General features: G+C 73.4%; 21 protein-coding genes and 1 riboswitch. Of the genes, 10 read left to right on the top strand and 11 right to left on the bottom strand.

The features are described from left to right. The first annotated feature begins 37 nt into the window (after positions 1–37). From nhaA to AB0P35_RS16445, 3 genes are all read left to right on the top strand, one after another. On the top strand, positions 38–1,288 hold the full coding sequence (gene nhaA / locus AB0P35_RS16455; RefSeq protein ID WP_363511257.1) for a Na+/H+ antiporter NhaA: 1,251 nt from the start codon (positions 38–40) through the stop codon (positions 1,286–1,288). Between the two features lie 113 nt (positions 1,289–1,401). Then, complete coding sequence (locus tag AB0P35_RS16450) at positions 1,402–1,863, top strand: phage holin family protein (protein ID WP_095874086.1); 462 nt, start codon at positions 1,402–1,404, stop codon at positions 1,861–1,863. An 89-nt stretch (positions 1,864–1,952) separates the two neighbouring features. Beyond that, entirely contained in the window at positions 1,953–2,972 is a 1,020-nt protein-coding gene (locus AB0P35_RS16445; protein WP_363511192.1) for an alpha/beta hydrolase, read from the top strand. 401 nt (positions 2,973–3,373) lie between these two features. Here the strand turns inward: AB0P35_RS16445 and AB0P35_RS16440 are convergent, their stop codons facing one another. The 5 genes from AB0P35_RS16440 to AB0P35_RS16420 all read right to left on the bottom strand — a co-directional run bounded on the left by AB0P35_RS16440 (position 3,374) and on the right by AB0P35_RS16420 (position 7,591). Continuing rightward, complete coding sequence (locus AB0P35_RS16440; RefSeq protein WP_095874084.1) at positions 3,374–4,558, bottom strand: MarP family serine protease; 1,185 nt, start codon at positions 4,556–4,558, stop codon at positions 3,374–3,376. Positions 4,559–4,616: 58 nt separating this feature from the next. Further along, complete coding sequence (locus tag AB0P35_RS16435) at positions 4,617–5,336, bottom strand: CoA pyrophosphatase (protein WP_363511188.1); 720 nt, start codon at positions 5,334–5,336, stop codon at positions 4,617–4,619. Next, positions 5,333–6,196, bottom strand: a complete 864-nt coding sequence (gene nth / locus AB0P35_RS16430) for an endonuclease III (protein ID WP_095875566.1) — start codon at positions 6,194–6,196, stop codon at positions 5,333–5,335. The genes AB0P35_RS16435 and nth overlap by 4 nt, the downstream gene beginning before the upstream one ends. Before the next feature lie 145 nt (positions 6,197–6,341). Further along, positions 6,342–6,992 (bottom strand): DUF1963 domain-containing protein, encoded by a 651-nt coding sequence (locus AB0P35_RS16425; RefSeq protein WP_363511185.1) that lies wholly within the window; start codon positions 6,990–6,992, stop codon positions 6,342–6,344. A gap of 65 nt (positions 6,993–7,057) precedes the next feature. After that, positions 7,058–7,591, bottom strand: a complete 534-nt coding sequence (locus AB0P35_RS16420; protein WP_363511255.1) for a histidine phosphatase family protein — start codon at positions 7,589–7,591, stop codon at positions 7,058–7,060. 139 nt (positions 7,592–7,730) lie between these two features. Next, a riboswitch (cobalamin riboswitch) is annotated at positions 7,731–7,892 on the top strand. Between the two features lie 32 nt (positions 7,893–7,924). Between AB0P35_RS16420 and AB0P35_RS16415 the strand changes: the two genes are divergently transcribed. Together AB0P35_RS16415 and AB0P35_RS16410 are read left to right on the top strand one after the other, a co-directional pair. Next, entirely contained in the window at positions 7,925–8,146 is a 222-nt protein-coding gene (locus AB0P35_RS16415) for a CbtB-domain containing protein (RefSeq protein ID WP_095874081.1), read from the top strand. A gap of 13 nt (positions 8,147–8,159) precedes the next feature. Next, positions 8,160–8,921: a CbtA family protein gene (locus AB0P35_RS16410; RefSeq protein ID WP_363511183.1), complete on the top strand. Its 762-nt coding sequence runs from the start codon at positions 8,160–8,162 to the stop codon at positions 8,919–8,921. 96 nt (positions 8,922–9,017) lie between these two features. On the opposite strand, the gene AB0P35_RS16405 is transcribed toward AB0P35_RS16410, so the two are convergent. The 5 genes from AB0P35_RS16405 to AB0P35_RS16385 all read right to left on the bottom strand — a co-directional run bounded on the left by AB0P35_RS16405 (position 9,018) and on the right by AB0P35_RS16385 (position 15,555). Continuing rightward, positions 9,018–9,983 carry an acetylxylan esterase gene (locus AB0P35_RS16405; protein ID WP_363511181.1) on the bottom strand — a complete coding sequence of 322 codons (966 nt, stop codon included), beginning with the start codon at positions 9,981–9,983 and terminating at the stop codon, positions 9,018–9,020. Positions 9,984–10,107: 124 nt separating this feature from the next. Further along, the gene (locus AB0P35_RS16400) at positions 10,108–12,468 is read right to left on the bottom strand and encodes a glycoside hydrolase family 3 N-terminal domain-containing protein (protein ID WP_363511179.1); all 2,361 of its coding nucleotides are present in this window, start codon (positions 12,466–12,468) and stop codon (positions 10,108–10,110) included. 7 nt (positions 12,469–12,475) lie between these two features. Next, positions 12,476–13,294 (bottom strand): carbohydrate ABC transporter permease, encoded by an 819-nt coding sequence (locus AB0P35_RS16395; RefSeq protein ID WP_363511177.1) that lies wholly within the window; start codon positions 13,292–13,294, stop codon positions 12,476–12,478. After that, a complete protein-coding gene (locus tag AB0P35_RS16390) occupies positions 13,294–14,226 on the bottom strand; it encodes a sugar ABC transporter permease (protein ID WP_363511175.1) in 933 nt (310 codons plus the stop codon). Before AB0P35_RS16390 ends, AB0P35_RS16395 begins: the two co-directional genes overlap by 1 nt. An 18-nt stretch (positions 14,227–14,244) precedes the next feature. Then, positions 14,245–15,555 carry an extracellular solute-binding protein gene (locus tag AB0P35_RS16385; RefSeq protein WP_363511173.1) on the bottom strand — a complete coding sequence of 437 codons (1,311 nt, stop codon included), beginning with the start codon at positions 15,553–15,555 and terminating at the stop codon, positions 14,245–14,247. A gap of 130 nt (positions 15,556–15,685) precedes the next feature. Between AB0P35_RS16385 and AB0P35_RS16380 the strand changes: the two genes are divergently transcribed. Beyond that, positions 15,686–16,717 carry a LacI family DNA-binding transcriptional regulator gene (locus AB0P35_RS16380; RefSeq protein ID WP_363511171.1) on the top strand — a complete coding sequence of 344 codons (1,032 nt, stop codon included), beginning with the start codon at positions 15,686–15,688 and terminating at the stop codon, positions 16,715–16,717. A 281-nt stretch (positions 16,718–16,998) separates the two neighbouring features. Further along, positions 16,999–17,289: a hypothetical protein gene (locus AB0P35_RS16375; RefSeq protein WP_363511169.1), complete on the top strand. Its 291-nt coding sequence runs from the start codon at positions 16,999–17,001 to the stop codon at positions 17,287–17,289. Positions 17,290–17,295: 6 nt separating this feature from the next. Here AB0P35_RS16375 and AB0P35_RS16370 read toward each other — a convergent pair whose 3' ends face one another. After that, on the bottom strand, positions 17,296–18,198 hold the full coding sequence (locus tag AB0P35_RS16370) for a LysR family transcriptional regulator (RefSeq protein WP_363511167.1): 903 nt from the start codon (positions 18,196–18,198) through the stop codon (positions 17,296–17,298). 89 nt (positions 18,199–18,287) lie between these two features. On the opposite strand from AB0P35_RS16370, the gene AB0P35_RS16365 reads away from it, so the two are divergent. From AB0P35_RS16365 to AB0P35_RS16355, 3 genes are all read left to right on the top strand, one after another. Then, positions 18,288–19,259 (top strand): NAD-dependent epimerase/dehydratase family protein, encoded by a 972-nt coding sequence (locus tag AB0P35_RS16365; RefSeq protein ID WP_363511165.1) that lies wholly within the window; start codon positions 18,288–18,290, stop codon positions 19,257–19,259. Between the two features lies 1 nt (position 19,260). After that, positions 19,261–20,142, top strand: a complete 882-nt coding sequence (locus AB0P35_RS16360) for an aldo/keto reductase (protein ID WP_363511163.1) — start codon at positions 19,261–19,263, stop codon at positions 20,140–20,142. A gap of 147 nt (positions 20,143–20,289) precedes the next feature. Further along, positions 20,290–20,964 (top strand): Crp/Fnr family transcriptional regulator, encoded by a 675-nt coding sequence (locus AB0P35_RS16355; protein WP_095874069.1) that lies wholly within the window; start codon positions 20,290–20,292, stop codon positions 20,962–20,964. Positions 20,965–21,071 lie beyond the last annotated feature (107 nt).

The following is a 21,071-nucleotide window of genomic DNA, read 5'->3' as shown; positions in this document are numbered from 1 at the left end:
CGAGGCAGCGGGCGGACAACGCCGGACGTTCCTCGGCCTGCTGTCGCTGCCCGAGCGCCGGATCATCCTCGACGCACTGCGCACCGAGACGGTCGGCGGTGTCCTGCTGCTGCTCGCCGCGGTCGCCGCCCTTGTCTGGGCGAACGCGTGGCCGGGTTCCTACGCGTCGGTCACCGAGTACACCATCGGCCCGTCGACGCCGCTGCACCTGGACCTGACCGTGGAGGCCTGGGCCGCGGACGGGTTGTTGGCGATCTTCTTCTTCGTGGCGGGCATCGAGCTCAAGCGCGAGTTCACGGCGGGCGAGCTGCGATCGCCGAGTGCGGCGCTGCTGCCGGTGACGGCTGCGGTGAGCGGGGTGGTGGTGCCCGCGGTCATCTACACCGTCGTCAACCTGGCGCCGGGCGGGCGCGCCGACGGTTGGGCGATCCCGACGGCGACGGACATCGCGTTCGCGCTCGGCGTGCTGGCCGTGGTGGGCAGTCAGCTGCCGTCCGCCCTGCGGGCCTTCCTGCTCACGCTCGCCGTGGTGGACGACCTGATCGCGATCCTGATCATCGCGGTCTTCTACACCTCCGGCATCAAGTTCTGGGCGCTGGGGCTGTCGCTGGCCGGCCTGGTGCTGTTCTGGCTGCTGCACCGCCGCGGGGTGCACGGTTGGTATCTGTACGTGCCGCTGGCGGTGGTGATCTGGGCGCTGATGCACGAGAGCGGGGTGCACGCCACGGTGGCCGGTGTCGCGATGGGTCTGCTGCTGCGCTGCCACACCCGCCCGGGTGAGGAGCACTCCCCGGGCGAGCACATCGAGCACCTGGTGCGGCCGCTGTCGGCGGGGGTGGCGGTGCCGCTGTTCGCGCTGTTCGCGGCCGGGGTCCCGGTGTCGGGGAAGGCGCTCGGCGAAGTGTTCTCGCAGGCCACCCCGCTCGGTGTGGTGATCGGGCTGGTGGTGGGCAAGTCGGTCGGGGTGTTCGGCGGGACGTGGCTGGCGGCGCGCTACACCCGTGCGGAGCTCAATCCGCAGCTCGGCTGGGGGGACGTGTTCGCGCTCTCCACCCTGGCCGGCATCGGTTTCACCGTCTCCCTGCTGATCAGCGAACTGGCCTTCCCCGACGACCATGTGCTGGCCGAGCTGTCCAAGGAGGCGGTGCTGACGGGTTCGGTGCTGTGCGCGGTGTTCGCCACCGTTCTGCTGAAGCTCCGCAACCGGCACTACCGGGTGCTGTACGAGGAGGAGAACGCGGACTCCGACCACGACGGCGTCCCGGACGTCTACCAGCGGCCGACCTGACGCGCTGTCGCCTGACACGCCGCCGACCGGGGGCCGGAGTGGTGTGCGGGTGTCCGGGGAGGCATGATGCTGAGCTGTCGAACGAGTGCAGCCGCCGAGAAGGAGAACCGCCGATGTCCGCAGGAACCGCAGGCCGGGCCCCCTACGAGGGCGAGCGTTCCATCGGCGAGCTGTTCGCGGCGGCGACCACCGACCTCTCGGCCCTGGTGCACGACGAGATCGCGCTGGCCAAGGCGGAGATCCGGGCGGACGTCAAGCGCGGTGTGACCGGCGGTGTCTCCGTCACGGTCGCGGGTGTGGTGGCGCTCGCGTCCATCCCGATGCTCAGCTTCGCCGCGGCCTACGGCCTGCAGGCGCTCGGACTGACCCTCGGCTGGTCCTTCCTGATCGTCGGCGGCGCCTACCTGGTGCTGGCCGGCCTGCTGGGCCTGCTGGCGATGCGCTCGTTCAAGAAGATCGAGAAGCCGCACCGGGCGATCGAGGGCGCCCAGGCGACGGCGGACGTGCTGAAGAACGCGCGCCCGCGGCCGGCCACCAAGGAGGAGATCGACCGGGCGCTCGGCCGGATCTCCTGACCCCTCGGTCTGCGATCCGTGCCGGATCGTTGCGAAGCGACGCGAGTGCCGGAGACGTGTTCGTAGCACGCGTATGACAGGCTCTCGGTATGCCGCTGGACCAGAAGCCCGTGCCCGCGAAGCCCGTCGAGCCCCGACCCGGGACGTCCCGGCCCGCCGCGGGCCGGTCCGTGTCCGCCTCCGCCGGGGGCCCGGCCGGGTCCGGGGCTCCCTGGAACGTCCGCTCGCCGGGCCCGTGGACGCACCGCGACCTCGCCGCCAACGGGGCCCGTTTCCACATCGCCGAGGCCGGTGACGGCCCGCTGGTGCTGCTGGTGCACGGCTGGCCGGAGTACTGGTGGGCCTGGCGCCACCAGATGACCGCGCTCGCCGAGGCCGGGTACCGGGCCGTCGCCCTGGACCTGCGCGGCATCGGTGGCAGCGACCGCACCCCGCGCGGCTACGACCCGGCCAACCTGGCGCTGGACATCACGGGGGTGATCCGGTCGCTCGGCGAGCGGCACGCCCATCTCGTCGGCCACGCCACCGGCGGTGCGCTGGCCTGGGTGGCGGCCGTGATGCGGCCGTCGGTGATCCGCAGCCTGACCGTCGTCTCGGCGGCGCACCCGCGGCACCTGCGCCGTGCGCTGCTCACCGACCGGCGCCAGATCGCCGCCTTCGAGCACGTGCTGGGCTTCCAGCGGCCGTGGATCCCGGAGCGGCGGCTGGTCGCGGACGACGCCGCGCTGGTCGGCGAGTACCTGCGCGCCTGGACCGGCCCGAACGGCATCGAGCCGGAGGCCGTGGAGGCCTACCGGCAGGCGATCCAGGTCCCGTCCACGGCGCACTGCTCGATCGAGCCGTACCGGTGGCTGCTGCGGTCGATGGCCCGGCCGGACGGCATCCAGTTCGCGCGCCGGATGAAGAAGCCGATCACCGCGCCGACCCTGCACGTCCAGGGTGCCGCCGATCCGGTGTTGCTGGCGCACACCGCGCTGGGGGCGGGCGAGTACGTGGAGGCGCCGTACCGGTGGCGGTTGATGCCCGGTGTCGGGCACTTCCCGCACGAGGAGACTCCCGAGGAGTTCACCGAGGAGCTGCTGGCCTGGGTGGGGCAGCACAAGGACTGAGCGCCGTCGAACTGGTCCCAGAAATCTGACCATCACTCATATGACAGTCGCATAAGCCAGGTGGGAAGTCCGGAGGTGGTTACTCCTCCTGGCCCAGGGGCATCCTCCCGGTATGACCTGGATGCCCGATCGCGATGCCGCACCGCGCCGACGCCGTCGTGGGAGCAGCAGCTCGCAGAGCCAGTCCCACCAGTCCGAGTGGCGCGCCGGAGCCGCCCCGGGACAGCCGGACGGCACGGGAACGCACCGCCTCGGCATCCCTCGCATCCTGGGCCGGCGCGCCCGCTGGGTGGGCGCCCGGCTCCGCCGCGAGGGCTGACCCGACAGCGGCCCGGCGGCATCCGGGCCCGGTGCCCCCCGGCCCGACGACTGTCCGGCCCGACGGTTCCCGGGCGACCGGCTCAGAGCGCGCAGCCCTCGGTGTCCACCCTGGCCGTGGCGGTCGCTCCCTGGGTGGCGTCCTGGAGCACCTCGGCGGCGGTGAGCACGTAGCCGGTGTCGGCGCTGTCCAGCGACTTGGCGAAGACCACGCCGTACACCTCGCCGTTCGGGGTGAGCAGCGGCCCTCCGCTGTTGCCCTGGCGGACGAGGGAGCGCACCGAGTACACGTCGCGGACGACCTGGCCGCGGTGGTAGATGTCCGGCCCGTTGGCCTGGATCCGGCCGCGGATGCGGGCGGGCTGGACGTTGAACGCGCCGTTCTCCGGGAAGCCCGCGACGATCGCGCTGTCGTTGGTGCGCGCGTCGCCGGCGAAGGAGAGCGGCGGGGCGTTCAGCTTGGGGACGTCCAGCACGGCGATGTCGCGCTGCCAGTCGTAGCGGACCACGGTGGCGTCGTAGACCCGGCCGGTGCCGCCGATCTGCACGGTGGGCTCGTCGACGCCGCCCACCACGTGCGCGTTGGTCATCACCCGGTGCGGGGCGAACACGAAGCCGCTGCCCTCCAGGGTCTTGCCGCAGGACGGCGCCGTACCGACCACCTTGACCAGGCTCTGCCGGGCCCGCTGGACGGCCTCGCTGCCGGCCAGCGCCGGGTCCGGCGCCTCGACCTCGGTGATCGGCTCCCGCTCGAAGGGGTTGAAGACCTGCGGGAAGCCGTTGCGGGCGAGTTCCTTGCTGAAGTCGGAGAACCAGTTCGGCGCGTCCGCGGGCAGCGCGTCCTGGACGGTGGACAGCACCTTCGAGGTGCGGACCTGCTTGGAGACGGTGGGCAGCGAGGTGCCGGCCAGCGCCGAGCCGATCAGCCAGGCGACCAGCAGCATCGAGACCACGTTGACCACCGAGCCGCCGATCGCGTCCAGGGTCTTCGCCCGGCCGCGGCCGATCCGGCCGCGCAGCTTCCAGCCGAAGTGCGTGGTGATCGCCTGGCCGACCGCGGCGAACACGATCACCACGACGACAGCGACCACCGAGGCCGTGGTGCCCGGACCGAGCTGGCGCAGCAGCAGTGGCAGCAGCTGGACCGCGATCAGGCCGCCGCCGAGGAACCCGAGGACGGAGAGCACGCCCACCACGAAGCCCTGTCGGTAGCCGGACACGGCGAAGCCCACCGCGGCGGCGATCAACAGCAGATCCAGGACATTCACCCAGATACCCTCCCATGGACGGGGACCGGAACCTCCACGGGCCACCGGGTCCGGGTGCTCAGCGCGGTGCCGGCGAGCCCCGGTCGCGCTGCCGGTCCGGCCGGGTGAGGTGCAGGGCCTCGTCGGAGAGGGTCAGGGTACGCCGGGTGTCCCAGGGCCGTTCCAGGCCGCTGTAGTGCAGCACCCGGTCGATCACCCCGGCGGTGAAGCCCCACACCAGCCGGTCCGCCACCTCGAAGGCCGGACCGATGTGGCCGGAGGGGTGGCGCAGCCGGGCGCGGTTCGCCGGGTCGGTGAGGTCGGTCAGCGGCACCCGGAAGACGGCACCGGTCTCGGCCGGGTCCACCGGCTCCACCGGGCTCTCCTCCCGCCACCAGCCCAGCACGGTGGTGACCACGAAGCCGGAGACCGGGATGTAGAGCGCGGGCAGGGTCGCGAAGACCTGCACGCCCGCCGGGTCGAGGCCGGTCTCCTCGCGGGCCTCCCGCAGGGCCGCCGCGACCGGACCGGGGCCGGCCGGGTCGCCGTCCTCCGGGTCGAGCGCGCCGCCGGGGAAGGACGGCTGCCCGGCGTGCGACCGCAGCGAGCGGGCCCGCTCGATGAGCAGCAGGTCGGGCCCGGCCTCGCCGTGGCCGAAGAGCATGAGGACGGCGGACGGCCGGCCGCCGGAGGCCGGCGGGAGGAAGCGGCTGAGCTGCTCGGGGAGCACCGTCTCGGCGGCGGCACGGACCGGCTGCAGCCAGTCGGGCAGGCCACCCGGTTCGATCGCGACGGTCATCCGGCGACCGCCATGTCCGCGACCTCGCCGTCGTGCGCGGCGGCCTCGGCCCGGGCCGCGGCCTCCCCCGGGAAGTCGGCGGGCGGGCGCAGGCGTTGGCCGGGCTTGCCGGCGAGCTCGTACTTGAGCAGCTTCGCGGCCTTCTCCGGGTCGGTCTCGCCCGCGCCGTAGGAGGGGCAGAGCGCGGTGATCGGGCAGGCACCGCAGGCCGGCTTCTGGGAGTGGCAGACGCGGCGGCCGTGGAAGACGACGCGGTGCGAGAGCATCGTCCACTCGGACTTGGGGAAGATCGCGGCGACCGCGGCCTCGACCTTCTCCGGGTCCTCCTCCTGCGTCCAGCCGAAGCGGCGGACGAGTCGGCCGAAGTGGGTGTCGACGGTGATGCCGGGGACGCCGAAGGCGTTGCCGAGGACGACGTTGGCGGTCTTGCGGCCGACGCCGGGCAGGGTGACGAGGTCCTCCAGGCGGCCGGGGACCTCGCCGCCGAAGTTGTCCCGCAGGGCCGCGGAGAGGCCGAGCAGGGACTTGGCCTTGTTCCGGAAGAAGCCGGTCGGCCGGATGATCTCCTCCAGCTCCTCCGGCACCGCCACCGCCATGTCCTCCGGTGTCGGGTACTTGGCGAAGAGCGCCGGCGTGGTCTGGTTCACCCGAAGGTCGGTGGTCTGCGCCGACAGCACGGTGGCCACCAGCAGTTGGAACGGGTTGTCGAAGTCCAGCTCCGGGTGGGCGTAGGGGTAGACCTCCGCCAGTGCCCGGTTGATCCTCCGCGCCTGCCGCACCGTCGCCAGGTGCGTCTTCGGGAACGCTGCCTTCTTGAGCCCCGGCCCGCCCCGGGCCGCCGCGCCGCCACTCTTCGCCATGCTCATCAGACTACGGCTCACGCCGACGCGGGTCGCCCGGCTCGGCGAACTGCGGCGGTGGAAGTGCGGCGATGGAAGTGCGGGGGTGGCGGTGCGGCACGGGTCAGTGGTGCGCGGGTCGGTGGTGCGGTGGCGGCGCTCGTCGTCAGCACTGCCAGAGGAAGGCCGCGTGATCGCAGGGCTCGCAGGCGAAGGCGTACGCGCTGCCGCCGCCCCCGAAGTTCATCGCGGTGACGGGGTCGGGGCCCTCCTCGAGTTGGGCGGCGAAGGGCATCGGGCGGGCGCAGCCGGGGCATTCCGGCGTCTCGTCGTACTGCAGCCAGCCGGGTTCGCCGCCGAGTTGCCCGAGCGGTCGCCCGGGGGTGGGCCGGAGGCGGGCGCGGGCGTAGCCGGTACCGGGCGCCGGCTGGTGGGAGACGGCGCGGACGGCGCCGAGCAGTCGGGGGTCGTCGTCCTCGTCGGCGTGCTCGTCGAGGTCCGGCAGCGGCAGTGGCCGGGCGCCCTCGGCGGGCAGCAGGAGGGCCCGGTTGCCGCCTGCGCGCGGGCTCCATTCCTGGCAGCCGCCGGGGTTGTTCCGGCACATGAACAGGGCGAGCAGGCCCCGCCCGTCCGAGGCGCCGGTGCCGGCGTGCCGGCCGAGGTCGTCCAGCAGGATCTGGGCGAGGAACTGCATCGGGCCTTCGCAGGTCGCGCAGTGCGGCCAGGCCGTCCCGGCGGGCGCGAGGGGTGTCCCGCCGGTGCGGGTGAGCAGGGCGTCCGGTGCCACCGGGCCGGCGTCGGTCATCAGGATCGTCACGGCACGGCACCTTAGGGCCGGGCACCGACGCCGGGGACCGCCGGGCCGGACGGGTCGGCGGGATGTCAGAGCGGTCGGCCGCAGCCGAGGTTCCAACGGCCGGAGCGGCCGGAGAGGTGGGTGGCGGTGAGCGGGCGGACGTCGAGCCGCCAGAAGGCGGCGGGCGGGGCGCCGAGGGCGTGCACGGCGGCGGCGCGGACGGTGTCAGGTTCGACGACGGCGGTCACCGCCGGCGTGTCCTCGGGGAGGGCGGTCAGCCAGTCGGCGACCCGGTCCAGCAGGGCCCGGAGGGGTTCGCCGCCGTGCGGGGCGGCGGTGGAGTCGGCGAGCCAGCGGGCGAGTGCCTCGGGTTCGGCGGCGGCGACCTCGTCGAGGGTGCGGCCCCGCCAGCGGCCGGCGTCGCAGCCGGCCAGCGCGGGTTCGTCGACGGGCGCCGGCAGGCCGAGGGCCTCGGCGGTCTGCCGGCACCGGGGGGACGGGGAGACCAGGACGCGTCCGGCCGGCCGGAGGGTGCCGGCGGCGGCCTCGGCGGCGCGCAGGCCGTGGGCGTCGAGCGGGCCGCCGTCGTCGAAGCGGGCCTGCCGTGCGGCCTCGCTCATGGCCGCTGAGATCAATGTCACGCGCACTGCGGGTCCTCCCCCAACTCCATTGCCGGGCACGCGAGTCACCGCCGGCGGTCGGTCCTGTCGGGGCGTCCCCGGGCACCGGGGTGGTGAATGCGCCGTCCGCACGCCCTTGGCGGGCCCTGCGGCTGACGGTACCTTCTTGGCGATGTACGACGGCACGACGGAAGCCCGGTGAGACTCCGGCACGGTCGCGCCACTGTGTGCCGACGGTTCGCTCCTCGACGGGGCGGGCCGACGGTGAGTCAGACCCACTGCCGTCGTGTGTGCACCATCTAGCGGGACGCGAGTTCCCGAGGAGGTTCTGCCATGGCCCAGTCCGCCGCACCCGCGGTCGTCTCCCCCGTCGGCCAGTCCGCGCCGCTCTCCGTCAAGGCGATCCTGCCGTGGGCGGTGTTCTTCGGCATCCTGATGATGACCCTCATCTACTTCGTCGGCGCCGAACAGGGCGCCGTCTCCCTGATCTCCGGCGAGAACGTGCACGAGTGGGTGCACGACGGTCGTCACCTGCTCGGCTTCCCCTGCCACTGATGGGACGGGAACCGTGAACAACTCCACACCTGTCAGATCCCTGCTCGTCCGCGGCATGCTGGGCGGGCTGGGCGCAGCCGTGCCCGCCCTGCTGGTCGCCTACCTGCTCGGCGAGCCGCGGGTCGACGCCGCGATCGCCTTCGAGGAGTCCCAGCCCCACTCGCACGAGGGGGGCGTGGAACTGGTCAGCCGGTCGATGCAGTCCACGGCCGGTCTGGCGACCGGCATCCTGGTGTACGGCATCGCGCTGGGCGGCATCATCGCCCTGGCGTACTGCTTCGCGCTGGGACGGATCGGCCGGTTCGGTCCGCGGGCGACGGCGATGCTGGTCTCCGGCACCGGCCTGGTCGCGCTGTACGTCGTCCCCTTCCTCAAGTACCCGGCCAACCCGCCGGCGGTGGGCAATCCGGACACCATCGGGCAGCGCACCACGCTGTACTTCCTGATGATGCTGCTGGGGCTGCTGCTGACGCTGGCGGCGCTGGTCCTGGGGCGGCGGCTGGCGCCGCGGCTGGGCAACTGGAACGCCACGGTGGTGGCGGCCGCCGCCTTCGCGGTGGCGGTGGGGCTGGCGTACGCCTTCCTGCCGTCCTTCAACGAGGTGCCGGCGGACTTCTCGGCGACGCTGCTGTGGCAGTTCCGCCTGGCGACGCTGGCCGTGCAGGCCACCCTGTGGCTGGGCTTCGGCCTGCTCTTCGGCCACCTGGCGGAGCGTCTGCTGAACCCGAGGCCCGCTGCGGCGGCCGCGCCCGGCGCGGTGGCTTCGGCGGCCTGACGAGCAACCAAGGGGCGCGGGGAGCTGCGCGGTCCGGTAGTGGGTGACCGTACGGACTGCGCAGTTCCCCGCGCCCCTGTTCGCTCTGCCCGGGCCTTACGCGCCGAGGTGACGGCGGAGGAAGCGGAGGGCGGCCGCGTGGTCGTCCGGGCCGCCGGCCTCGTGGCCGTTGTAGCGCCAGACGTCGATCTCCTTCGGTCCGGCGTAGGCGTTGTGGGCGGCGAACACGGTGGACGGCGGGACGACCTGGTCCATGAGCGCGGCGGAGAAGCGGGCCGGGGCGGTGGCGCGGGCGGCGAAGTGGACGCCGTCCATGTAGGAGAGCGTGCGGTGCACCTGCTCGTCCCGGCCGCGGTGAGTCGCCAGGTAGTCGGCGATCTCGCGGAACGGGTGGGCGTCGGTGACGACCACGGCCCGCGGGAAGTCGCAGAGGAAGGGCACGTGGGCGACGACCGCGGCGAGGTCGGGGACGAGTCCGGCCGCGGCGAGGGCGGTGCCGCCGCCCTGGCTGTCGCCCATGACGGCGACGCGGTCCGGGTCGACCGCGGGCAGGGTGCGGACGGCGTCCACGGCGCGGACTGCGTCGGTGAACAGCCGCCGGTAGTAGTAGCCGTGCGGGTCCTCGATGCCGCGGGTCATCACTCCGGGGACCTGCGGCCCGGCGGGCCCTGAGTCGGGGGTGTCGCCGCGGCTCCAGACCGAGCCCTGGCCGCGGGTGTCCATCTGCAGGTGGGCGAAGCCGGCGGAGGCCCAGACGAGGTTCTCCAGGACGTGGCCCCGGCCGCCGCCGTAGCCGACGTACTGGACGACGGCGGGCAGCGGGCCGTCCGCGCCGCGGGGCAGCCGCAGCCAGGCCCGGACGGGTTCGCCCGCGTAGCCGGGGAAGGTCACGTCGAAGGTGTCGACGGTGGTGAGGCCGGTCGGCACGGGGACGGCGGTGGTCCCGGCGCCCGCGGCCCGGGCCTCGTCGAGAGTCCTGCGCCAGAAGGCGTCGAAGTCGGCGGGCTCGGTCTGGGTGCTGCGGTACGAGCGGAGTGCGTCCTCGGGCAGGTCGGTGTACAACGTCGACTCCTTCGGCCTGTGGTGCGTTCGGTCGTGGTCCACCTGCCCCGGCCTCGGCCGCCGCACTCCGGGGAAGCGGGTCCCGGGGTGCATGGGGCCGGGGCAGGTGGGGTCCGGGGGGCGGCTACCGCACGTCGAAGACGGGGTGCAGCCGGCGGGTGTGGTCGACCGTGCGGACGGGGCCGGTGAGCTCGACCGCGGCAGTGAGCCTCGGGTCGGTGCTGGAAGCGGCGAGGCGGAGCTCCAGGGCGCCGGGTTCGACGATCCGGCGGCCGCCGCGGCCGGTGAAGGAGGCCAGGTCGGCGGGGACGGTGACGGTGATCCGGCGCTCCTCGCCGGCGGCGAGCGGCAGCCGCAGGTAGCCGATCAGCCGCTGGACGGGCTGCACCACGGAGGCGACCGGGTCGTGCAGGTAGAGCTGGACGACCTCGGTGCCGGGCCGTTCGCCGCTGTTGCGCACGGTGAGGGCGAGCCGGAACTCGCCGGCGGTGTCCGTCCGGCCGGTCTCGACGGTGAGGTCGGACCAGTCGAAGGAGGTGTAGGTGAGGCCGTGGCCGAAGCCGTACGCCGGGGTCGGGTCGGTGCTGGAGACGTCGGTCGGTCCGGCGAGCCGGGCGGCGAGGTAGGAGGAGGGCTGGACGCCGGGGCGACGGGGCACGCTGACGGGCAGTCGGCCGGACGGCTCGACCCGGCCGCTCAGCACGCCGGCGAGTGCTCCGGTGCCCTCCTCGCCGGGGAAGAACGTCTGGACGACCGCGGCGGCCTCGGTGACGGCGCGGCCGAGCGCGTACGGCCGGCCGGCGAGCAGCGCGACCACGACGGGGGTGCCGGTGTCGAGCAGGGTGTCGAGCAGCTGCTGCTGGACGCCGGGGAGTTCCAGCGACTCGGCGTCGCAGCCCTCGCCGCTGGTGCCGCGGCCGAACAGCCCGGCGCGGTCGCCGAGGGCGAGCACGACCACGTCGGCCTCGCGGGCGGCGGCGACGGCCGCGGCGAAGCCGGAGGTGTCGGCGGTGTCGATGCCGGCGCCGGGCAGCACGGTGAGCGCGCTGTCGGGGAACTCGGCAGCCAGCGCCTCGCGCAGGGTGGGCAGCCGCAGGCCGACCGGGGTGTCGGGGTGCTGGCGGCCGACGTGCACCGGGAAGGCGTAGCAGCCGAGGACGGCGGTGGCCTCGTCGGCGGTGGGGCCGATCAGGGCGATCCGGGCGGGCCGGGCCAGTGGCAGGGTGCCGTCGTTGCGGAGCAGGACGACGGAGCGCTCGGCGATCTCGCGGGCGAGGGCGCGGTTCTCGGCCGGGTCGAGGTCGACGCTGCCGCGCAGGGCGGCGGGGACGGTGAGGTCGGCGCCGGCGAGGACCGCCGGGACGGGCGTCCAGTCGGGGTCGAGCAGGCCGAGTTCGGCCTTCTGGACGAGGACGCGGCGCAGGGCGCGGTCGATCAGGTGCTCGGGGACGCGGCCGGCGGCGACCGCCTCGACGAGCGGTTCGCCGAAGGTCTTCACGGTGGGCAGTTCGACGTCGACGCCGGCTTCGAGGGCCGCGCCGGCGGCCTCGTCCCAGCTGCCGGCGACGCCGTGCAGGGTGCGCAGGAAGCCGATGCCGAAGTAGTCGGCGACCACGGTGCCGGTGAATCCCCAGGTGTCGCGGAGGAGTTCGGTGAGCAGGCGCTCGTCGGCGGCGGAAGGCACGCCGTCGGTGTCGGTGTAGGCGTGCATCACGGAGCGGGCGCCGCCCTCGCGGACGGCCATCTCGAAGGGCGGCAGGATGACGTCGGCGCGCTCACGGGCGCCCATGCCGACCGGGGCGAGGTTGCGGCCCGCGCGGGAGGCGGAGTAGCCGGCGAAGTGCTTGAGGGTGGCGACGATCCCGGCGGACTCCAGGCCCTGCACGTAGGCGGTACCGACGGTGCCGACCAGGTACGGGTCCTCGCCGATGGTCTCCTCGACCCGGCCCCAGCGGGCGTCGCGGACGACGTCCAGGACGGGGGCGAGACCCTGGTGGACGCCGACCGAGCGCATGTCGCGGCCGATCGCGGCGGCCATGCGGCGGATCAGTGCGGGGTCGAAGGCGGCGCCCCAGGCGAGCGGCACGGGGTAGGCGGTGGCCTTCCAGGCGGCGAAGCCGGCCAGGCACTCCTCGTGGGCGACGGCGGGGATGCCGAAGCGGTTGGCCGCGGCGATCCGCCGCTGGGTGCGCATCAGCGAGAGCGCGCCGGTGGCCGGGTCGACGGGGGCGGTGCCGAACGGCCGGGTGAGCTGGCCGAGTCCGTGCGGCAGCAGGGTGTCGAGGGCGGGCGGCTCGTCCATCTCGTGCTGGTAGGGGGCGACCTCGCCGCCCTCGTCGGAGGCGCCGACCCAGACGCCGAACAGCTGGGCGATCTTCTCCCGGAGGGTCATGGCGGCGATCAGGGCGTCGGCCCGCCCGCCCGGCTCCAGGGCGGTGTCCTGCCAGGCGGGGACGGCGGAGGCGGTCTCTACGGCCAGGTTCATGTGTCGGTCACTTTCCTCCGACGCCCATGAGCCCCTGGACGAGGGCGCGGCGGGCGAACAGGTAGACGAGCAGGATCGGGATCATGGACAGCACGACGGCGGCCAGCAGCCCGGGGACGTTGATGCCGTACTGGGTCTGGAAGTCGTAGAGGCCGAGGGTGATCACCTTGGTCTCGTCGGACTGGGTCAGCACCAGCGGGAAGAGGAAGCCGTTCCAGGCCTGGAGGGCGGAGAAGACGGTGATGGTGGAGAGCCCGCCCTTGGAGAGCGGCAGCACGAGCTGGAGGAAGACCCGCCAGGGTGCGGCGCCGTCCATCGCCATCGCCTCGTAGAGCTCGGGCGTGATGTCGCGCATCACGCCGGTGAGGACGAGGGTGCAGACCGGCAGCGAGAAGGCCGCGGTCGGCAGGATCACACCGATCAGGTTGTCGTACAGTCCGGCCTTGCTGATGACGTAGAACATCGGCACGATCACGGCCTGGGCGGGGATCGCGAGGCCGAGCAGGAACAGCCGGAACGCGAGGTTCGTCGTCCGGCCGCGGCTGCGCACGATCGCGTACGACAGCGGCGGGACGACCAGCAGCACGATGGCGACCACGCTCACCGTGACGATGACGGTGTTGAGGAAGTACTGGCCGAAGCCGCCGTCCAGGTCGTCCAGGTAGTTCTGCAGGGTCAGGTGGGTCGGCAGGCCGAGCGGGCCGTTCGCCGCGTAGTCGGCGCGGCTCTGCAGGGTGGCGGCGAGCAGGGTGTACAGCGGCAGGCCGACGACGAACAGCCAGACCAGCGAGCCGAATCCGGCCAGGACGTTGGGGCGTCGTCTCATCACAGGCCCTCCGTGGTGCTGCGCATCCGGTCGTAGCCGGAGAGCCGGACGACGACGAGCGAGATGACGGTGGCCACCAGGACGAGCAGCAGGGCGACCGCCGATCCGGTGCCGAAGTCGAAGCCCTTGAAGGCCTTTTGGTACATGTAGTAGGCGCTGATGGTGGTGTCGGTGCCGGGCCCGCCCTGGGTGAGGATGAGCACCGTGTCGAACGTGGTGAGGCCGCCGACCACCATGAGGATCACCGAGGTGATGATCGCGTTGCGCAGTTGCGGCAGCGTGATGTGGAAGAACTGCCGTACCGTGCCGGCCCCGTCGATCGCGGCGGCCTGGTAGAGCACCTGCGGGACGGCGCGGGCGGCGCCCTGGTAGATGAGCGTGTGGAACGGGGTGAACTGCCAGGCGCCGACGAGCACCAGCACGCCGATCGCGCCGGTCTGCGTACCGAACAGGTTGCCGTCGCCGAACAGCCACTCGGCCTCGGCCGGGATGCCGAAGTTCGGGTCGAGCAGGGCCCGCCACAGCACCGAGACGGCGGTGGCGGAGAGCAGCAGCGGCACGAAGTAGATCGCCGACAGCACGGCCCGGTTGCGCTGGTTCCCGGCCGCCCAGACCCCGAGCAGGATGCTGATCGGGGTCTGGACGGCCACGCCGAGCAGGGTGAGCAGCAGGCTCAGCCACAGGCTCTTGACCATCACGGGGTCGTCGAACAGCCGGCTCCAGTTGTCCAGTCCGGCGAACTCCGGTGAGCCGAGGCCGTTCCAGCGGGTGAAGGAGAGGACGGCGACCAGGACGAGCGGGACGATCGCGAAGAGGACGAAGAAGACCGTGGCGGGCAGGGCCCAGGCGAAGCCGGGGCGGGTCACCGCGGTGCCCGCCCGGCTCGCCGGCCGCCGCTGTGTCACGGCCCCGGTGGCAAGAGTTGTGGTCATGGTGCGACCTGTCTGGTGTCAGGAGGACGGCAGGGCCTGCATGGCCTTGACGAAGCCGTTCTCGTCGATCTGGCCGTTGAAGAACTGCTGGACGGCCTGGTGGATGGGCGTGATCGCGGCCGGCGGGTACGCCTGGTCCCACGACAGCTGGAACGACGGCGCGGCCTTCACCAGGTCGAACTGGAAGGTGGAGTAGGCGGGGTTGGCCGCGCCGCTGAGGAACTTGGGGGTGTTGGTGGTGGTCGGCAGGTTGCCGATCGCCATCTGCCCCTGCACGAACTCGTCGGAGTACTGGAGCTTGAGGAACTCCGCGACGGCCTCCGGGTGCTTGGTCTTCTTCAGCACGGAGTAGAAGTTGTTGGTGTTGCCGACCACGTTCTTCGGGTCGCCCTTGCCGCCGGCGACGGTCGGGAAGGAGCCGTAGCCGAGGCTGGCCTTGGTGAAGTCCGGGTTGGCGTCCTGCTGGGTGGAGTACTCCCAGGAGCCCATCAGCTCGAAGGCCGCCTTGCCGCGGGCGAGCAGGGCCGGGGAGCCGCCGTCGGTGAACTTCACCGAGTCGAAGTTGGTGCCGAACGCGCCGGCGTCGATCAGCTGCTTGATCATGCCGAGCGCCTTGCGGCTGTCCTCGCTCGCCCAGGCCGCCTTGTCGCCGCCGAGCGCCTTCTGGAACAGCTCGGGGCCGGCCACCCGGTCGTAGAGGTACTCGAACCACATCAGGGTCGGCCACTGGTCGCCGCCGCCGAGGGCGATCGGGGTGACGCCCTTGGCCTTGAGCGTCTGCACCGTGGCGAGCAGTTCGTCGAAGGTCTTGGGCGCGGCCACGCCGGCGTCGGCGAGGACCTTGGTGTTGCTGAAGAGCAGCACCGGCTGGGTGCCGCGCATCGGGACGCCGTAGGCCTTGCCGTCGACCACGGCGGTGTCGAAGACGGACGGCAGGAAGTTGGCCTTGAGACCCGGGTCCTTGGCGATCATGTCGTCGAGCGGCATCAGCAGGCCGGCGTCGACGAAGGGCTTGATGCTGCCGCCGCCCCAGTTGAAGAAGACGTCCGGGGCCTGCTTGGTGTTGATGATCGTCTGCAGCTTCTGCTGGTAGTCCGCGCCCGGAATGGTGTCCAGGACGGCCTTGACCTTCGACGTCTTGTTGAAGGTGTCGACGATCTGCTTCTCGACCTTGTTGGTGGCGTCCCCGTAGACCAGGACGTGGATCTCACCCGAGCCGCTGTCCCCGGAGGAGCCGGAGCCGCTGCCGCAGGCGGTCAGGGTCATCCCCAGAACCACGGCCGCGCTGCCGGCGGCCAGTGCACGGGAGAGCCGAGCGTGTCTTCTCATCGCGGTGCCTTTCGAAATCTTTCGGCATCATTACCGAAATTCTTGGCGCGCTGCGACGCTAGAACCGCGCTCCGAGGGGGGTCAACCCCCGGTCGCACAGTTACCAGAACGTGACCTGGACACGTGCCCTATGCTGCACGCCATGCGAGAAGAGGAGGAGAGCGGTCGCGTCACCCTCGCCCAGGTGGCCGAGGAGGCCGGCGTCTCCGTGTCCACGGTTTCGAAAGTTCTCAACGGGAGGCAGGACGTCTCCCGGCCGACCCGCCTCAAGGTCGAGCGCCTGTTGGAGATCCACGGCTACCAGCGGACGCCCAAATCGGCCTGGGAGGCCCCGCTCGTCGAGATCGTCTTTCCCGAGCTCGACAACCTCTGGGCGATGGAGCTGATCCGCGGCGTCGAGAACGTCGCCAAGGAGCACGAGGCCAGCGTGGTGCTCACCGAGAGCGGCACCCGGCACGCGCCCGACCCGAGCTGGATCGAGGGCGTGCTGCGCCGCCGGCCGCTCGGCGTGGTGCTGGTCTTCTCCAGCCTGCCGCTCGAGGTCAAGCAGCAACTCCGGTCCCGCGCCATCCCGTTCGTCATCATCGACCCGGCCGGCGACCCCGAGCCGGACGTCCCGTCGGTGGGCTCGGCGAACTGGGCCGGCGGCCTCGCCGCGACCCGCCACCTCATCGAGTGCGGGCACCGCCGGATCGCCATCATCACCGGACCCGAGGACATGCTCTGCTCCCTGGCCCGGCTGGACGGCTTCCGCTCCGCGATGGGCATGGCCGGGCTGGAGATCCCCGCCGGGTACGTCTCCTTCGGCGACTTCCACGTCGAGGGCGGCCGCCGCCGCGCGACGGAGCTGCTGGCCCGACCCGACCGGCCGACCGCGATCTTCGCCGGCAGCGACCTGCAGGCGCTCGGCGTGCTGGAGGCCGCCCGGGTGCACGGGCTGAAGGTCCCGGACGACCTCTCGGTGGTCGGCTACGACGACGTCCCGATCGCCCAGTGGACCAGCCCGGCGCTCACCACCGTGCACCAGCCGCTGCGCCAGATGGCCGAGGAGGCGGCGCAGATGCTGATCCGGATGCGCGCCGAGGGCGGCAGCGCCGCCCGCCTGGAGCTCGCCACCAGCCTGGTGGTCCGCAAGAGCACCGCCCCGCCCCCCGGGGCCTGACCGTTCGGCCGTTTCCGAAAACGGTCGACCCGGCCGGCGGCGCCTTTCCGGCGCGGGCGCAGGCCGCCGCGGCACGCGACAGCAAGGTCTTGCAGAAAGTTACATTCATACTGCCGAGTAACACTTGACTCCCCGACCGGCCGGGCGCATGGTCGGGACTACGCCGCCACCACCCCGCGCGGCCCCTCCTCCTGTGCCATCCCCGCAGGTCAGCCGCCCCACCCGCTGACGGTCGCGCCCCCACGCGACCGCCTGTGCCGTCCGAGGAGGGCCAGCCCCCCATGACCATCGGCCTCCCACCGGCCGGGGCGCGTCCGCGCCCCGCCGCCACCACCGCCGCCACCGCCCCGCGGGCCGGCCGCCCCGCGTACCACCACCCGCTGTGGCTGGTCACCGTGCCCACCACCCACCACGACGGCCGCACCGGCACCCAGAGCTTCGCCGTCCGCGCCCTCACCGCGCAGGACGCGATGGCCACCGCCGGCCGCCGCGCCCACGCCGACAGCGCCCGGACGCGTCGCCGCGGCGCCCGTGTCGACTTCCGCAACGCCAGCGCCGTCCTGCACCGCTGACCGCCCTCAGCCGGTGCCCGTCTGCGCCTGCAGCAGCCGGGCCAGCGCCTCGGCGTACGGCTGCGGGCGGCGCCGCCGGGCGACGGCGATGCCGAAGTGCCGGACGGGCCGCGGCGGCCGCACCGGCACCGTCCGGGTGCCCGGGAAGGCCGGCTCCAGCGCCACGGAGGGCACCAGGGAGACGCCGACCCCGGCGGCGACCAGCGACCGGGCGAAGAAGTAGTCGGTGGTACTGCCGGCGACCCGCAGGTCGAAGCCGGCGAGCTCCGCGTGCCGGTGCAGAAAGGCTTCGGTCTTCGAGCAGCCCACCACCCAGCGGTCGTCGGCGAGTTCGGCGAGGTCCAGTTCCTCGCGGCCGGCCAGCGGGTGGGTGTCCGGGAGCACCACGGAGAGCGGGTCGTCCATCAGCGGCGTCCAGTCGAGGCCGGAGCGGTCGCCGGGCTGCACGGGCAGCGGCCCGTCGAAGTGGTAGGCGATCGCGAGGTCCGCGACGCCCTGCCGGACCATCGGCAGGCTGTCCTCCGGTTCCCGTTCCAGCACGTGCAGTTCGGCCTCCGGGTACGCGGCGGCGAACCGGGCCAGGGCGGCCGGCAGCAGGTGGCGGCCCCCGGTGGTGAAGGTGGCCACGGTCAGCCGCGGCCGCGGCGCGGCGAGCCGGTCGATCTGCTCCCGGGCGTGCCGCAGTTCGGCGCCGATCGCGGCGGCCGCCTCGACCATGAGCCGGCCGGCTTCGGTCAGCGTGACGCCGCGCGTGGAGCGCTCGACGACCAGCGTGCCGAGGCCCCGTTCGAGGGCGGCGACCTGCTGGGAGACGGCGGACGGGGTGATCAGCAGCGCGGCCGCCGCCCGGTTGAAGCTGCCGTGCTCGGCGACCGCCTGCAGCACTCTGAGCCGTTGGACGTCGATCACCGCGGTCTCCCCTCGTCGACAGTTCGGCTTACGACCGGTTCAGCAGGTCGCCAGTTCCGCTGCTGACGGTACGCCAGCAGGGTGGAGCCATGAGAAGCGTCTGCATCATCGGCGGAAGCCGGTACTTCGGTCTGCACCTGGTCTCCCTGCTCCAGCGGTCGGGCGTCGCGGTCACCCTGGTCAACCGCGGCTCCGCCGCGCCTCCCCCGGGCGTCGAGCACATCCGCGCGGACCGCTCCGACGAGGCCGCGCTGACCGCCGCGCTCGGCGGGCGGACCTTCGACGCGGTGGTCGACCAGGTGCTCTACACCCCGGCGCAGGCCGCCGTGGCCTGCCGGGTCTTCGCCGACCGCACCCCGCGTTACGTGATGACCTCGACCATGGAGGTCTACGACCCGGCGACCTCCCCGCTCGTCCCGGCCTCGGACGCGCCCGTCGCCGAGGGGCTGGTCGACCCGGCCGGCTGGGCCGTCGACCTCACGCTGCCCTGGCACGATCCGCGGGCGCTGGCCCGGCACTTCGACGCGGCGACCGGCTACGCGGAGGGCAAGCGGCAGGCGGAGGCGGTGCTGGCACGGTCCGCGCCGTTCTCCTGGGCGAGCGTCCGCAGCGCCCACGTGCTCGGCGGCGGCGCCCGGGACTTCACCGGCCGGCTGGCGCACTACGTGGACCTGGTCGCGGCCGGCCACCCGGTCGCGGTCCACCCGGACGCCCGGCCGACCTCCTTCGTGCACCACCGCGAGATCGCCGCCGTCCTCGCCCGGGCGGCCGGGTCCGACGCCGTCGGCCCGCTCAACGCCTGCTCGCACGGCGCACTCACCGCCGTCGAAATCTCCGACCTGGTCGCCGAACGGATCGGCACCACGGCCCGCTACCGCGCCGCGGACGGCGCCGACGCCTCGCCGTTCTCCTTCGACCGCTCGTACGCCATGGACAACGGCCGGGCCCTCGCCCTCGGCTTCCCGCTCGCCCGGACGGCCGACTGGCTGCCCGGTGCGATCGACGAGGCCGTCGAGGCCGCCGCGGCCGCCGCAGCCGTCACAGCCGGAAGGGAGCGCTGACATGCGCCGGCGCACCATCGGCGGCACCGCCGTCTCCGCGATCGGCCTCGGCGCGATGCCGCTCTCCGTCGAGGGCCGCCCGGACGAGGAGGCGGCGATCGCCACCGTCCACGCCGCCCTGGACGCGGGCGTCACCCTGATCGACACCGCCGACTCCTACCACTGGCACGCCGGCGAGCGCGGCCACAACGAACTGCTGATCGCCCGCGCGCTGGCCCGCCGCGGCGACCGCTCGGGGGTGCTGGTGGCCACCAAGGGCGGCCGCGGACGGCCCGGCGACGGCTCGTGGACGGTCGACGGCCGCCCCGAGCACCTGCGCCGGGCCTGCGAGGAGTCGCTGCGGCGCCTCGGCACCGAGGCGATCGGCCTGTACCAGCTGCACAAGCCGGACCCGCGGGTGCCGTGGGCCGACTCGGTCGGCGCCCTGCGGGACCTGCTGGAAGCCGGGAAGATCCGCGCCGCCGGGATCTCCAACGCCGACTCCGCGCAGATCCGGGAGGCCCGTGCGATCCTGGGCGCCGGCCTGGTCTCGGTGCAGAACCGCTACTCCCCCACCGACCGCACCGGTGAGCCGGAGCTACGGCTCTGCGAGGAGCTCGGCCTCGCCTTCCTGCCGTGGAGCCCGCTCGGCGGTATCTCCCGCAGCTCCCTGGACGGCCCGTCGGCGCTCGGCCCGGCGGACACGCCCTTCCACCGGGTCGCCGCCGCCCGCGGCGTCTCGCCGCAGCGGATCTGCCTGGCCTGGCTGCTCGCCCTCTCCCCGGTGGCCGTCCCGATCCCCGGCGCGAGCCGGCCCGCCACGATCCGTGACTCCGCGGCTGCCGCCGGCACCGTCCTGGAGCCCGCCGAAATCGCCCTGCTCCCCGCCCGGACGGGCGGCTGACGCCCCGAACGGGGCCGCAGCGCTGGTACGGGCGGGTGCGAATGGCCGCGTAGGACGCTCGACGGCAGACCCCTCCTCATATGATCGGAGCGACATGCGCCATCCTTGGTGGTGAGAAACACCACCGGACGATGCAGGAGGAAGCACGTGGACGACGTTCTTCGCCGCGCCGCGCTGTTCGCGGCCCTCGACGACGACCAGGCCGCTGAGCTGCGCGCTTCCATGACCGAGGTGACCCTCGCCCGCGGCGAGTCGCTGTTCCACGAGGGCGACCCGGGCGACCGGCTGTACGTCGTGGTCGAGGGCAAGGTGAAGCTGCACCGCGCCTCGCCGGACGGCCGCGAGAACATGCTCGCCGTGCTCGGCCCCAGCGAGATGATCGGCGAGCTGTCGCTCTTCGACCCGGGTCCGCGCACCGCCACCGCCACCGCGCTGACCGAGGTCAAGCTGCTCGGCCTCGGTCACGGTGACCTGCTGCCGCTGCTGCACGCCCGCCCCGAGGTGTCGATCGCGCTGCTGCGCGCCATCGCCCGCCGGCTGCGCCGCACCAACGACGTCATGTCCGACCTGGTCTTCTCGGACGTGCCCGGCCGTGTCGCCAAGGCGCTGCTCGACCTCTCCCGCCGCTTCGGCGTGCAGTCGGAGGAGGGCATCCACGTCTCCCACGACCTCACCCAGGAGGAGCTGGCCCAGCTGGTCGGCGCCTCCCGCGAGACCGTCAACAAGGCGCTGGCCGACTTCGCCGGCCGCGGCTGGCTGAAGCTGGAGGCCCGCGCGGTCGTCCTGATGGACGTCGAGCGCCTCTCCCGCCGCTCGCGCTGACGCCCGGCCCGGCACGGCCCGCACGGCCCGCACAGGTGCGGCCCCACCCGGGGCCGCCCTTCGCCGTTCCCGGGCGTTCCCGGGCGGCGCGTTCCGGGGGGGGGGTA

The organism is Kitasatospora sp. NPDC085879 (genome assembly GCF_040686255.1).
Taxonomy (GTDB): Bacteria; Actinomycetota; Actinomycetes; order Streptomycetales; family Streptomycetaceae; genus Kitasatospora.
Note: the sequence above shows the minus strand (reverse complement) of the source record. Positions and strands in the feature narration are given on the sequence as shown.

What these genes read in the sequence shown, in the direction of transcription:
- AB0P35_RS16415 (WP_095874081.1), top strand. Translation starts at nt 7,925, where the DNA reads ATGGCCCAGTCCGCCGCACCCGCGGTCGTCTCCCCCGTCGGCCAGTCC.
- AB0P35_RS16375 (WP_363511169.1), top strand. Translation starts at nt 16,999, where the DNA reads ATGACCATCGGCCTCCCACCGGCCGGGGCGCGTCCGCGCCCCGCCGCC.
- AB0P35_RS16420 (WP_363511255.1), bottom strand. Translation starts at nt 7,591, where the DNA reads ATGAGCGAGGCCGCACGGCAGGCCCGCTTCGACGACGGCGGCCCGCTC.
- AB0P35_RS16450 (WP_095874086.1), top strand. Translation starts at nt 1,402, where the DNA reads ATGTCCGCAGGAACCGCAGGCCGGGCCCCCTACGAGGGCGAGCGTTCC.
- nth (WP_095875566.1), bottom strand. Translation starts at nt 6,196, where the DNA reads ATGGCGAAGAGTGGCGGCGCGGCGGCCCGGGGCGGGCCGGGGCTCAAG.
- AB0P35_RS16360 (WP_363511163.1), top strand. Translation starts at nt 19,261, where the DNA reads ATGCGCCGGCGCACCATCGGCGGCACCGCCGTCTCCGCGATCGGCCTC.
- AB0P35_RS16435 (WP_363511188.1), bottom strand. Translation starts at nt 5,336, where the DNA reads ATGACCGTCGCGATCGAACCGGGTGGCCTGCCCGACTGGCTGCAGCCG.
- AB0P35_RS16390 (WP_363511175.1), bottom strand. Translation starts at nt 14,226, where the DNA reads ATGACCACAACTCTTGCCACCGGGGCCGTGACACAGCGGCGGCCGGCG.
- AB0P35_RS16380 (WP_363511171.1), top strand. Translation starts at nt 15,686, where the DNA reads ATGCTGCACGCCATGCGAGAAGAGGAGGAGAGCGGTCGCGTCACCCTC.
- AB0P35_RS16400 (WP_363511179.1), bottom strand. Translation starts at nt 12,468, where the DNA reads ATGAACCTGGCCGTAGAGACCGCCTCCGCCGTCCCCGCCTGGCAGGAC.
- AB0P35_RS16445 (WP_363511192.1), top strand. Translation starts at nt 1,953, where the DNA reads ATGCCGCTGGACCAGAAGCCCGTGCCCGCGAAGCCCGTCGAGCCCCGA.
- AB0P35_RS16365 (WP_363511165.1), top strand. Translation starts at nt 18,288, where the DNA reads ATGAGAAGCGTCTGCATCATCGGCGGAAGCCGGTACTTCGGTCTGCAC.
- AB0P35_RS16395 (WP_363511177.1), bottom strand. Translation starts at nt 13,294, where the DNA reads ATGAGACGACGCCCCAACGTCCTGGCCGGATTCGGCTCGCTGGTCTGG.
- AB0P35_RS16385 (WP_363511173.1), bottom strand. Translation starts at nt 15,555, where the DNA reads ATGAGAAGACACGCTCGGCTCTCCCGTGCACTGGCCGCCGGCAGCGCG.